The 12741-nt window shown below is 67.2% G+C and carries 11 protein-coding genes; 3 read left to right on the top strand and 8 right to left on the bottom strand.

Going from position 1 to position 12741, the window contains the following annotated elements; translation table 11 throughout:
• Positions 1-58 precede the first annotated feature (58 nt).
• Positions 59-1537: a cardiolipin synthase gene (gene cls, locus AC5RWT_RS18080; RefSeq protein ID WP_494081366.1), complete on the top strand. Its 1479-nt coding sequence runs from the start codon at positions 59-61 to the stop codon at positions 1535-1537.
• Between the two features lie 80 nt (positions 1538-1617).
• Here cls and AC5RWT_RS18075 read toward each other — a convergent pair whose 3' ends face one another.
• The 8 genes from AC5RWT_RS18075 to AC5RWT_RS18040 form a co-directional block, all read right to left on the bottom strand.
• Complete coding sequence (locus tag AC5RWT_RS18075; protein ID WP_494081365.1) at positions 1618-2256, bottom strand: HD domain-containing protein; 639 nt, start codon at positions 2254-2256, stop codon at positions 1618-1620.
• Positions 2257-2373: 117 nt separating this feature from the next.
• Positions 2374-3384 carry a GlxA family transcriptional regulator gene (locus AC5RWT_RS18070; protein ID WP_494081364.1) on the bottom strand — a complete coding sequence of 337 codons (1011 nt, stop codon included), beginning with the start codon at positions 3382-3384 and terminating at the stop codon, positions 2374-2376.
• Entirely contained in the window at positions 3381-5495 is a 2115-nt protein-coding gene (gene pabB / locus AC5RWT_RS18065; protein WP_494081363.1) for an aminodeoxychorismate synthase component I, read from the bottom strand. The genes AC5RWT_RS18070 and pabB overlap by 4 nt, the downstream gene beginning before the upstream one ends.
• Positions 5485-5982 carry a low molecular weight protein-tyrosine-phosphatase gene (locus AC5RWT_RS18060; RefSeq protein WP_494081362.1) on the bottom strand — a complete coding sequence of 166 codons (498 nt, stop codon included), beginning with the start codon at positions 5980-5982 and terminating at the stop codon, positions 5485-5487. The genes pabB and AC5RWT_RS18060 overlap by 11 nt, the downstream gene beginning before the upstream one ends.
• A 24-nt stretch (positions 5983-6006) precedes the next feature.
• Positions 6007-6627: a LysE family transporter gene (locus AC5RWT_RS18055; protein ID WP_494081361.1), complete on the bottom strand. Its 621-nt coding sequence runs from the start codon at positions 6625-6627 to the stop codon at positions 6007-6009.
• A 43-nt stretch (positions 6628-6670) separates the two neighbouring features.
• Positions 6671-8266: a phytoene desaturase family protein gene (locus tag AC5RWT_RS18050; RefSeq protein ID WP_494081360.1), complete on the bottom strand. Its 1596-nt coding sequence runs from the start codon at positions 8264-8266 to the stop codon at positions 6671-6673.
• A 35-nt stretch (positions 8267-8301) separates the two neighbouring features.
• Positions 8302-9108 (bottom strand): class I SAM-dependent methyltransferase, encoded by an 807-nt coding sequence (locus AC5RWT_RS18045; protein ID WP_494081359.1) that lies wholly within the window; start codon positions 9106-9108, stop codon positions 8302-8304.
• Between the two features lie 57 nt (positions 9109-9165).
• Complete coding sequence (locus tag AC5RWT_RS18040; RefSeq protein WP_494081358.1) at positions 9166-9633, bottom strand: MarR family winged helix-turn-helix transcriptional regulator; 468 nt, start codon at positions 9631-9633, stop codon at positions 9166-9168.
• A 135-nt stretch (positions 9634-9768) separates the two neighbouring features.
• On the opposite strand from AC5RWT_RS18040, the gene AC5RWT_RS18035 reads away from it, so the two are divergent.
• Both AC5RWT_RS18035 and AC5RWT_RS18030 read left to right on the top strand, forming a co-directional pair.
• Entirely contained in the window at positions 9769-11910 is a 2142-nt protein-coding gene (locus tag AC5RWT_RS18035) for an MMPL family transporter (RefSeq protein WP_494081388.1), read from the top strand.
• A 265-nt stretch (positions 11911-12175) separates the two neighbouring features.
• Positions 12176-12741, top strand: a 566-nt coding sequence (locus AC5RWT_RS18030) for an Hsp70 family protein (protein WP_494081357.1), incomplete at its 3' end; no start/stop codon positions are given.

The following is a 12741-nucleotide window of genomic DNA, read 5'->3' as shown; positions in this document are numbered from 1 at the left end:
CGCCCGGTAGGCTGGGGAGGATTGCGCCGGCACACGGCGGGACGGGAGGAACAGCCGGGTGCTGTGGTCGTTTGCGGGGCTGGGCACATTCCCCGACTGGATCGTCGCCATTCTGGGCGTGATAGATATGGCCATCCGCATCATCGCCCTGGGCGTGATTCCGGGGAACCGCCGCCCCAATACCGCCATGGCCTGGCTGCTGGCCATCTTCTTCATCCCGCTGATCGGCCTTCTGCTGTTCTTCATGTTCGGCAGGTACCGGCTCTCCGAACGCCGGATCGCGAAGCAGTCGGAGATCAACCGCCGGGTGCGGGCTGCCACCCAGGACCTGGAAGAGCCCGGCAGCGAACGGGCAGCGCCGGCCTGGGTACATTCCGCTGCCGAATTGAACAGGCGCCTCGGCGCCTTCCCCATGGGGGACGGCAACCACGTGGAGCTGTATCCGGACTACGACGCGTCGATCGCGGCGATGACCAAGGCCGTGCGCGACGCCCGCGATTTTGTGAACATCGAGTTCTACATCATGAGCCGCGACGAAACCACCGGCGAGCTCTTCGCCGCGCTGGAAGAAGCCGCCGCGCGGGGTGTGCGCGTGCGCCTGTTGTTCGACCACATCGGTACCCTCCGGGTCACCGGCTACCGCAAGTTCCGCCGCTGGCTGCAGACCACGCAGATCGACTGGCGCCGGGCCCTGCCTGTGTTGCCGGTCCGCGGCCAGTGGCGCCGGATCGACCTGCGCAACCACCGCAAGATCCTGGTCGTCGACGGCCGGGTGGCCTTTACCGGGTCGCAAAACCTGATCGAGCCCGGCTACCGGCGGACCTCCAGCCACAAAATCGGCCGCAAATGGGTGGAACTGATGGCTCGCTATGAAGGCCCCATCGTCACGGCGCTGAACGTTGTCTTTGCCACCGACTGGTCCAGTGAGACAGACGACACGCTCGAAGGCGAGCTTTTCACTCCGGTTCCGTTCCGCGAGCCCGGCCCCATGACGTGCCAGGTTTTGCCCAGCGGTCCCGGCTTCGCCACCGAGAACAACCTGCGGTTGTTCAACACCCTTATTTATGCGGCGGTGGAGCGTCTGTCCATCTGCAGCCCGTATTTCGTGCCGGACGACTCGCTGCTCTATGCCATTACGACGGCGGCGCAGCGCGGCGTCGACGTCGAACTGTTCGTGTCCGAACGCGGCGACCAATTGCTGGTCCACCACGCCCAGCAGTCCTACTACCAGGCGCTGCTGGAGGCCGGGGTGCGCATCTACCTCTACCCGAAGCCGCTGGTGCTGCATGCCAAACACTTCACCGTGGACGATGAAGTCGCCGTGATCGGCTCCAGCAACATGGACATGCGGTCCTTCTCCCTGAACATGGAAGTCTCTGTGATGATGCTGGGCGACCACATCGTGGAGCAGGTGTCGGACATCCAGGACAGCTACCGGGTGATTTCCCGGGAGCTGACCCTGGAGGAGTGGAAGCAGCGGCCGCGCTTGCTGCGCTACGCGGACAACGTGGCCCGGCTGACCGCCACGCTGCAGTAGCTGCGCTCCACCGTCCGGCTTGCCGGGCGTCGGGACGCCCCTGGCAGCGGGCGTCCCGTGCGTTGGCTCCGGTCGGGGGCTTATTCGGGCCAGGCGGAGTTCTGGATGATGTCCACGAAGTCGGTGCGGCGGAAGCCGGGGCTGAAGTGCTCGAGCACATCGGCGTTGACAGTGCCGAAAGTTGTCTCCGGGCGGTGCTTGTTGCCGTCCGTGAAGGCTGCCAGAATCCGCCGCTTGAAGTCCGGCCGGGGGTGTGCGGCGGTGACCGCGTCGATGTCGTCCCGCGCGAGGTCCTGGTAGCCGATGCCCAGGACATCGGTCTCCACCCCGGCGGTCACGAGGGCGATTTCCGGGTCCATGAATTCGGGCACTCCGGGCGTGGTGTGAAGTGCGATGGCGGTCCACACCTTGACCGCGTCAGCCTCGGGGCGTCCCTGCTCCAGCAGGAAGGACTTGGCAGCATTGGCGCCGTCCACTTCGAAGCGCAGATCCTGCGTGCCATAGGTATCGGTGAGACCCAGGTCGTGGAACAGTGCGCCCACGTAGAGCAGCTCGTGGTCAACGTCGAGGCCGAGCCGCCGGCCCTGAAGCGCACCGAAAAGGAACACCCGCCGGGAATGGTCGAACAACAAATCGTCGGTGGTATCGCGGACCAATTCGGTTGCGTTCCGCACGAGTTCGGTGTCCGGAATGGTGATGCCGGCGATGACTTCTGCCATGATTGCCTCCTTTGTCCAGCGGCACGGGATCGTGCCTTGCTTCCCATACTGCCCGGCCGGCGTGAACCTGGCACCGTGGCAAAGGACGACAATCCCTCGGATTCGGCCACGACGGCGTCAACGCCCGCCGTTCTGCGCCGTCGACCGGAAACGCTGCTGGTATCTCGACGGCGGCACGCCAATCCGCGCCACGAACGTCCGCCGCAGCGCTTCCGGGTTGCCAAACCCTGAGCGTTCGGCTGCCTCGGTGACGCTGTACCCCGAGTCCAGCAGTGCCTTGGCGGTGTCGAACCGGACGAGCTCCACATACTTTCCGGGTGTGGTCTGCAGCCCTTCACGGAAGAGCCGTGTCAGATGCCGCACGCTGAGGTTGGCGCTGCGGGCGAGCGCCGGGACAGACTGCACGGCGGTTGGATCGGCGCGGATGGCTTCGAGCACCGGACGCAGCGGCGACGACCTGGGCGGATCACCTTGCAACGGGGCGGAAAACTGCGACTGGCCGCCGGACCGTTGCATGTACACCACCAGGGAGCGGGCCACCGCGCGTGCCACCTCCGGGCCATGGTCGTCCTCGATCAGCACCAAAGCGAGGTCGATTCCTGCCGTCACGCCGGCGGAGGTGTGGATCCGGCCGTCACTGACAAAGATGGCGTCCGGCTCCACCCGCGTCGCCGGATAGCGCAGGGCCAGCTCCTTGGTGTGTTTCCAATGCGTCGTGGCGCGGCGGCCGTCGAGCAATCCGGCAGCGGCAAGGACAAAGGCTCCGGTGCAGATCGAGGACATACGGCCGGTATGGCCGGCAAGGTGCGTGGCGGCCGCGACCAGCGCGGTGGGAACCGGTGCACCGGGCAGCGCATCCCCTCCGGCTACCAGGATGGTGTGGAAGTCGCCCGCACTGGCGGCCGCGGCGTCCACCGCAACGGGCAGGCCCACCGAGGAAACGACGTTGTTCCCGTCCGGTGAGAGCATGACAAGTTCATAGGAGGCGCCCAGCAGATTCGCTTCTGCGAACGCCTCCGCGGGGCCTGCGACGTCGAGCAGCTTGACTCCGTCGAAGACCAGGACGCCCACTCGCCGGGACGTGTTCCGGCGCTCCTCTGCCACCGCGCCTCGGTTCTGTTGGTTCATTCCTGTGGGCGTAAATCCGGGAACGTTGTTCCGAGCGCCGAGAGGACGCCGAAGGCCTTCGCCCGCACCTCGTCCCATTCGTCTTCCGGCACGGAGTCGGCGGTGACTGCTCCCCCCACGCCCAGGCTCAAGCGGTTGCCGGCCATCACCAGGGTCCGGATCACCACGGACAGGTCCGCAGCACCGTTCAGCGAGAAATATCCGACCGCACCGGAGTAGACGCCCCGCGGTCCGGTCTCCAGCCGGTCCAGAATGTCCATGGTGCTGATCTTCGGTGCGCCCGTCATCGATCCAGCGGGAAAGGCCGCCGCGACAGCCTCGGCCCGCACTGCCCCGGGCAGCAGTTGGGCGTCGATCGTGGAAACCATTTGGTGCACGGTCGCGTAGGACTCAATGGCGCACAGCCTGCTGACCTGCAGCGAACCGGGAACGGCGAAGTGGCTCAAGTCGTTGCGCAGCAAGTCGACGATCATGATGTTTTCGGCCCGGTCCTTGGTGCTGCCGGCGAGTTCTTCAACCACGGCGGCGTCGGCGTCGGGATCGGCAAGACGCCGCCGGGTGCCCTTGATCGGTTCGGCCCGCAGCCGGCCGCTGGCATCAAGGCTTAGGAACCGCTCCGGCGACGTGCTGGCCACGGTGAGCTGCCCGAATCGCAGGAGGCTGGCAAAGGGGGCTGGATTACGACGGCGGAGGGCCAAATAGATGCCGAGCGGATCCAGCGGTTCCGGCGCCGTGGCATGCAGCTGGGTGGTCAGGCAGACTTCGTAGGTGTTGCCCTCGGCTATTTCCGCCTGTGCCTCGCGGATCTTCCCGAGGTAGGCCTCGCGGGTGTCGCGCGGCCGGAAGTCCAGGGCCGCCGGTCGGGCCGCCGGTCGGGCCGCCGGTTTCGAGGCGGGCCCGGAGGCCGCCGATTTCCCGGCAGGGGCGGGAGCGGCCGGTTCCAGCGCCGGGCCGGAAGCTGGCGGCAGGTGGGCGATGGCGGCCGCTGTCCTGGCGATCCAGTCTTCGGCTTCGTCCGTTCCGGCTGTGCCCACCAAGGCCAGCAGCCAAGTGCACTGCCGGGCATGATCGAGCACGACGGCCCGGCCGGCGAAGAGCAGAGCGGCGTCCGGGGGAGTGCCGGGCACCTCGACGCTGACGTGCCGGCCCCCTGTCTCACGCTTCAGCTCGTACCCCAGGTAGCCCAACCAGCCCAGGGCGAATTCCCCCGGGACGTCGGCCGGCAGGGGGACGGAGCGGTGTCCCCATACCGTGTCCAGCCAGCGGAAGAAACCGCCATTGATCCTGGCGGTGACATTGTCCTGGCCAACCATCGTGGTGCCGTTGCGGTGCTCCGCCCACTGGCCAAAGCTGCCGCCGTCGTCGGCCATGATGCTGATCCTGTTCCGGTCAGCGGATTCCTGGGTGTTGGAGCTGTCCAGCCAGACGCAGCGGCCCGAGCCGGCGTACAACCGGCGGTAGGTTTCTTCCGCGTCAGGGCAGGCATCCAGGCGTTCGGCGACCAGCCGGACGCCTTCCCGGGAGGCGGCCCGTTCCGGACCCAGGGCATGCTCAAGTGCCGGCAACGAGGCCAGCGCGCCGAGCACCTGCCCGGCAACGGTGCCGGAGGGGGCGGATTCGACGACGACGTCTGCAGCGGCCGCGACATCGTCGCCGGACAGCCAGGCCTCTTCCTGCTCGGCCCACACGTCCCAGAACGGTTCATAGGTATCGCCATCGCGGGACAGAGCACGCGTGCGCCGGTCGGCGGCGGGGGCCTGCAGCCAGACCACGGCATCGAGCAGCCCGCGGGCAGCTGCGTGCGCGGCGCCTACGCCCTCGAGCACCACCACGTCGGCCGCCGAGGTGGTGCGGGAGGCGCCGTCGTCGTCCCGGGTCCAGTCCCAGGAGGTCCACTCTGCGGTGTGACCGGCGGCCAACGGGTGCAGCACGGTGTCCAGGTAGCGCTGCTGGCCGCCGGCCAGGCCCCGCCAGCCCGGATAGATGTCCTCCAGATGGAACAGCGAGACGGTGCGGTGCGCCCGCAGCAGGGCAGCCACCTCCACAGCCAGCGTGGTCTTGCCGGCACCGGACCGGCCGTCGATGGCAATGAGGACCGGCCTAGCGGGCATCGATTTCCTTGCGCACGAACTCGACGATCCCCTTCAACGCGCCGTCGATCATGTCCCAGCTGGCGTCAAAGTCGGAGGGCTCGCCGAACCACGGATCGTAGATGCCTTGTTCCGATGGCTCCAGGTGGCTCACGGCCGGGTCGAAGGAGCGCCACAGCCGGACTTTGTCCCGGGCAGCATCGTCCGGTGCGCCGCCGCGGAGTTCGTCGTAGTGGTCCAGGTCCAGTGCGAGGATGAGATCGCGTTCGGCGTACCATGCGGATGCGAACTGGCGGGCCCGGTGGTCCTCCACCACGATGCCGGCCTGCGCCAGGCGCTCGCCGGCCCGGCGGTCGATCGGCCGCCCGCGCTCCCAGCCGGTCGTGCCGGCGGAATCCACGCTGACCCGTCCCTCCAGCCCGGCCTCCTCAAGCGCGCGGGCCAGCATTCGCTCGGCCATGGGCGAGCGGCAAATATTGCCGGTGCAGACTGCGATGATGCGGTACATGTCCTTGAGTCTATGAGAACCCGGCTACAGGAACGCCAGCATCAGGCCGACGGCGATGAACAGGATGCCGAAGACCCTGTTCATGACGGTAAGGCCGCGCACCGTCCGGGTAAAGCGCTGGAAGGAGCGGGCCGCGGCCGCGAAGAAAAACCACATCACCAGGATGTCCACCACCACCACGGTGGCAATCAGGACCAGGTACTGCGGCAGTTGGGGCTGGTCCAGCCTGATGAAGCCGGGCATGAATGCCAGGAAGAAGACAATTGCCTTCGGGTTGAGCAAATTGACCCACAGCCCGCGCCGGAACATGGAAAAGGCCGGCTCGTTGCGGCGCGACTCTTTAACCTCCGCGTTGCCCTGGGGCTTGGCCAGGAATTGGCGCAGACCCAAATAGATCAGATACACCGCTCCTGCGTATTTAATCGCGGCGAACAGCAGGGGAGAGTTGGACACGAGCAGGCCCAAACCCAGCGCCACAATCGCCACGTGGATGACCAGCGCGGCCTGCTGGCCCAGCACCCCCCACAGGGAACGCCGGAAGCCGGCGTTGATGGAATTGCTCATGGTGTTGATGGCGCCGGCGCCCGGGGTGAAACTGATAACCAACGTGGCGCCGAGCAGCGCCAGCCATAACGAGATCTGCACCAGATGATCCTACGGTGCACCAAGCGTGCCAGGCGCAGCAGGCTCAGGCCGTGGCGCCACCCTCAAGCACAGCCATGGCAGCATTGTGGCCGCCCAGACCGCTGACGCCGCCGCCGCGGCGGGCGCCGGCGCCGCACAGCAGGATCCGGTCGTGGGCGGTGGCCACGCCCCAGCGCCGGGCCGGGGTATCCAGGGGCTCGTCGTCTTCGGCGAACGGCCACTCCAGCGGACCGTGGAAAATGCTGCCGCCGGTCATGTTCAGCGCCTGCTGCAGGTCCATGGTGGTCTTGGCTTCGATGCACAGTTCGCCGTGTTGATCGCGCAGGATGCAGTCCTCGATCGGTTCGGCCAGTACGGAATTCAGCGAGGACAGCACAGCCTCCTGCAGCCGTTTGCGCATGGCGTCGTTGTTCGCTTCCGTGACCAGCCGGTGCGGCGTCTGAAGCGTGAACACGGTGAGCGTGTGGGCGCCGGCGGCGCGCAGCTGCGGCGAGAGAATGGAGGGATCCGTCAACGAATGGCAGTAGATCTCCGCAGGCAGCGGGTCAGGTACCCGGCCCGCGCCCGCTGCGGCAGCGGCCTCTTCAAGCTGAGAGTACAGCTCGTTGATATGGAAGGTGCCGCCGAACGCAGCCTCGGGCAGCACCGCGCCTTCCCGCAGCTTCGGCAGCCGGGACAGCAGCAGGTTCACCTTCACCTGCGCGCCCTCGGGCGCCGCCTCCTGCACAATGGCCGGCCCGGCACCGGCCGCTGCCAGCAGATCATTGAGCACGGCGGGGGAGACATTCGCGAGCACCCGCTCCGCCGAGACGACGACGGCGCCCGCCTCGCCGTCGTCGTACCTCACCTCCCCGTCCGGGGAGACCGAGGTGATCCTCGCCCTGGTCCGCACCTCGGCGCCCGCGCGGCGGGCAGCCGTTTCCAGCGCCGCAGTGACGGCGCCCATGCCGCCTTCCGGCACGTCCCAGTCCCCGGTACTGCCGCCGATCACGTGGTAAAGAAAGCACTTGTTCTGCTGCAAGCCGGCATCGTGCGCGCTGGCAAAGGTGCTGATCAGCGCATCAGTGAGCACCACCCCGCGGACCAGGTCCGAGGCGAAACTGCGTTCGATCACCTCGCCGATGGGTCGTTCGATGAAGTCGTTCCACGCCTCGTCGTCACCGAACCGGCGGCGCAGCTCGGAGCGGCGGGGCAGCGGTTCGGTGACCGAGGGCCAGATGGCCCGGGCCAGCCCGCCGGTGCGTCGGTAGAACTCCGTGAAGGGCTCGAAGTCCGCCGCGGCTCCCACCGCCGCGAAGGACGAGCGCGTGCCGTTTGGGTCCTGGTTGTCGACGAGCAGGCCCGTCGAGGCGCCGGGAAGGGGAGTGTAGGAGGAGAAACGCCGGCGCAGCAGTCGCAGATCCAGCTGCAGATCCTCAATGATGCGCTGCGGCAGCAGGCTGACCAGGTATGAATAGCGCGAGATGCGGGCTCCAGTGCCGGGGAAGACCTCGGCTGAAACCGCGGCCCCGCCGACCCGATCCTCGCTCTCGAGCACCAGGACGCTCCGTCCGGCCCGGGCCAGGTAGGCGGCCGCCACCAAACCGTTGTGGCCGCCGCCGGCGACAATCACGTCATAGTGCGCGGGCGTCTGTGTCATGTCCGTCCTTCTCATCCCGCCTGTTGTGCAGCGGTTCAGGGTTTGCGGGCAAGAATCTCGCCGTTGGGGATCAGGAACCAGGCGTCGGGCGCGGCGGCCCAGGTGAGCCAGCCCCGGGCGATGCGTTTTAGCCCGGCCCGGTCGACCAGGCCGCGTTCCAGCGACTGTTCCGCGTAGCCGGAGTGCAGCACGCGCTCGGACCAGACCTCGCCCTGCCAGCGGCGCTGCTCTTCCGTGGCGTAGAGCCAGTTGGACGAGGACGGTGCGATGTCCTGGAAACCTGCCGCCTGCGCCCAGGAGATCAGGTGGCGGCCGGCATTGGGTTCGGCGCGGTTGCCGCGGGCGATCTGCTGATAGGTGTCCATCCACTCGTCGAGTTCGGGAAGTTCCGGGTACCAGCTCATGCCATGGAAGTCTGCGTCCCGGACGGCCACGATGCCGCCGGGCTTGAGAACCCGCCGCATCTCGTACAGCGCGGCGACCGGGTCGGTCAGGTGCTGGAGAACCTGGTGCGCATGGACCACGTCGAACGTGTCGTCGTCGAAGTCAAGGTCGTAGATGTTGCCGCTGACGAACGTGGCGTTCTCAATTCCGCGCAGCGCGGCCAGTTCGGCGGCCTGGGTGAGGACGTCGTCGGACCGGTCCAACCCGGTCACCTGTCCGGGTGCCACCCGTTCAGCCAGATCCACGGTAATGCTGCCCGGGCCGCAGCCCACGTCCAGCAGCATCATCCCGGGCTTGAGCTCGGGCAGCAGGTACGCCGCGCAATCATCGGCGGTGCGGATGGCATGGGCGTTGACCACGCTCTTGTGGTGGCCGTGGGAGTAGACCTCGTCCTTCATAGTGGGAGACTACTCCGCGCCCTTCCGGCCCGGCGGCAGCCGTGCCGGAATGTTGCGCTATTGGTCGGCAGCCGTTACTTCCGCGCAGGCGGTTTCGGTGGCGGCAATGATGTCCTGCAGGAATCCCGCCAAGCGCTGGCGGTCTTCCGCCGGATAGCCGGCCAGCACCTGGCCGACGTTCCGGGCCAGGGGTGCGAACATCGCGCCGCCGGTGGCCCGGGCTTTGTCCGTCAGCTCCAGATACACCTTGCGGCGGTCGGTCTCGCTGCGCGTGCGGTTGACGTGGCCGGAGCGGTCCAGCCGGTCGACCAGCGCAGTGGTCGCCGGCGAGCTGAGATGGAGTTCCTGGCGCAAGCTGCCGGGCGTGACCGCGCGTCCGTCCGCGGAGGCCCGGACCATCGCCGCAAGGGCGTTGAGGTCTGTACGGTGCAGGGCATCCCGCTCGCTGACCGCTTCGATGTAGCGTTCGCTCTCCACGACGAACTGCTGCAACAGCAGCATCAGCTTTTCCGCGCTCTCTGCCACGTTCCTCCCTCCCGCATCCACTTCAAGGATAGGTCAAGGCCTATTTATCTCTGCCATGGAACTACTCTATAGTGGAGCTTGTTTTCGCGATGTCGACCCTGCAAAGGACTGGTTACCGTGGCCCGTTGGCTCAGGATGCTTCTGCCCGCACTCGTGGTGGTGGCCTGGCTGGCTGCCGCAGGGTTTGGCGGGCCCACCTTCGGCAAGCTCTCCGACGTCTCCACCAACGACCAGGCCGGATTCCTTCCCGCCAGCGCCGAATCCACCTCCGCCGGCGAATGGCAGCGGCGGTTTCTGGACTCTGATGCGGTGCCGGCCGTCGTCGTCGTGGAATTCGGCAAGGCGCTCCAGCCCCGGCAGGTGGCGGACTATGGACCGTTGGCAGGCCAGTTGTCCGAGGCTGTGCATCAGGAGAGCGGCAGTGCCGGCGAGGTGGCCGGCCCTATTCCGTCCGACGACCTCAAAGCGGTGCAATTCATCGTCCCCATCCCGGAAGGCCTGGACACCGGCGATGCGGTCGCCAGCCTGCGCGCAGTGCTGGCGGCAGAACTTCCGGATTCCGCCACTGGCTATGTCACGGGTCCTGCCGGATTTATCGCCGACCTTGTGGAAGCCTTCGGCGGCATCGACGGGCTTCTGCTGGGCGTGGCGCTGGGGGCGGTGTTCGTGATCCTGCTGGTGGTTTACCGTGCGGTGCTGCTGCCGTTCCTGGTCCTGCTGACGTCCATGTTCGCCCTCTGCGCGGCCATTCTCGTGGTCTACTGGTGCGCCCTGCAGGGCTGGATCCAGCTCAGTGGCCAAAGCCAGGGCATCCTCTTCATCCTGGTGATCGGTGCCGCGACCGACTACGCCTTGCTGCTGACGGCGCGCTACCGCGAGGCCCTTGGCGGCCAGGCCTCCACCTGGGCGGCCATGAGGAGCGCCTACCGGGCCGCCGTCGAACCCATCGCCGCGTCCGGCGCCACCGTGATTCTGGCGCTGTTGTGCCTCTTGTTCTCCGATCTGAACTCCAACCGCAGCCTTGGTCCGATCGCAGCCATTGGCATCGTTTTCTCCGTGCTCGCCGCCCTGACCTTCCTGCCTGCCGTGCTGCTGTTGACCGGCCGCGGCGCCTTTTGGCCGATCGTGCCCCGCCCCGGGCATCACCTCCACCGCGCGCAGCCCGGCCGCTCGGTGGCCGGCACCGAAGGTCTGCGCGGGCTGTGGCTGCGGGTGGCCCGGCTGATCGCGCGCCGGCCGCGGGCCACTTGGCTGGTTTCGGTGCTGCTGCTGGTGGCCGGCTCCCTGGGCGTGCTGCAATTGCAGGCTCACGGCGTCCCCCAATCGGAGCTGGTGATGGTGCACACCGATTCCGCCGACGGGCAGGAGGCCTTGAGCAGGCATTTTGACGACGGTGCCGGCAGTCCCGCCGTGATCGTCGCCGGCGCCGGCGTGCGGAACGAGGTGCTGGATGCGGTTCACGGCACGGACGGTGTGGCGTCAGCGGAATTCCTGACCCGCGACGGAGCGGTGGCGGAGGTGGACGGCCGGGTGCTCCTCTACGCCACGCTGCAGGATGTTCCGGACTCCGATGCGGCCGAACAGACAGTAGCCAACCTGCGCACCGCGCTGGACACGGCGGACCGGGAGGCGCTGGTCGGCGGCGTGACGGCAGTGGCGCTGGACACCAACGTGACCGCGCAGGCCGACCTGCTGAAGATCGCCCCGATGGTGCTGGGCGTCATTCTGCTCATCCTGATCCTGCTGCTGCGCTCGGTCCTGGCCCCGGTGCTGCTGATCCTGTCCGTGGCACTGTCCTATCTCACGGCACTGGGTGTCTCCGCGCTGGTCTTCAACCATGTTTTCGGCTTCCCGGGCGCGGATGCCTCGGTGCCGCTGTTCGGCTTCGTGTTCCTAGTGGCGTTGGGGATCGACTACAACATCTTTTTGATGACCCGGGTGCGCGAGGAATCCCTGCGGCACGGCACCCGGCCCGGCATCCTGCGCGGCCTGGGATCCACCGGCGGCGTCATCACCTCCGCCGGCGTGGTGCTGGCGGCAACCTTCGCTGCCCTCGGCGTCATCCCCATCCTTTTCCTGATCCAGCTCGCGTTCATCGTGGCGTTCGGAGTCCTGCTGGACACGGTTCTGGTGCGCTCGCTGCTGATTCCGGCCCTCTCCTATGACATCGGGCCGAAGATCTGGTGGCCCGCCAAGCTGTCGCGTCCCGGGGTGCCCACAGCTGCTGCGCTGCCTGAGCCGGCCGGGGAGTCCTCGTCAGCCGTGGCGCGGCACTGATCCGCCGGGCCCACGGCGCCAGAGCGCCAAGGCACGGGCGGGGACGCCGGGCGGGCGGGCACGGCTTTCTCCGTCGTCGTTCCTGCAGAACCAAAGTTGAGTCGGGTGTACTCAATCCTTATTGACATTGGCATGCTTCCGAGTAAACTTGAGTGCAGAAGGCTCACATTGGTTGCCGCCTCCAAGAGGGCAGCCCCCGGGGTATCGGGATGAGCCGCCGCACTGATCAAGGCCGCGTTTGCGGCCGCAAAGGAAGGACACGCGTATGTCTCGTGCAGTAGGTATTGATCTCGGAACCACCAACTCCGTTGTCTCTGTTCTCGAAGGTGGCGAACCCACCGTCATCGCCAACGCCGAGGGTGGCCGCACCACTCCGTCCGTTGTCGCGTTCTCCAAGTCCGGTGAGGTGCTGGTCGGCGAGATCGCCAAGCGCCAGGCCGTCAACAACATCGAACGCACCATCGCCTCGGTCAAGCGCCACATGGGCACCGCCTGGACGACCGAGATCGACGACAAGAAGTACACCGCGCAGGAAATCTCCGCGCGTATCCTGCAGAAGCTCAAGCACGACGCCGAGTCCTACCTGGGCGAGAAGGTCACCGACGCGGTCATCACCGTTCCGGCCTACTTCAACGATGCCGAGCGCCAGTCCACCAAGGAAGCGGGCGAAATTGCCGGCCTGAACGTGCTGCGCATCGTCAACGAGCCGACCGCGGCCGCACTGGCCTACGGTTTGGACAAGGGCAAGGAAGACGAACTGATCCTGGTCTTCGACCTCGGCGGCGGCACCTTCGACGTGTCCCTGCTTGAAGTCGGCAAGGACGAGGATGA

This window comes from Arthrobacter sp. Dra40, assembly GCF_059091905.1.
Note: the sequence above shows the minus strand (reverse complement) of the source record. Positions and strands in the feature narration are given on the sequence as shown.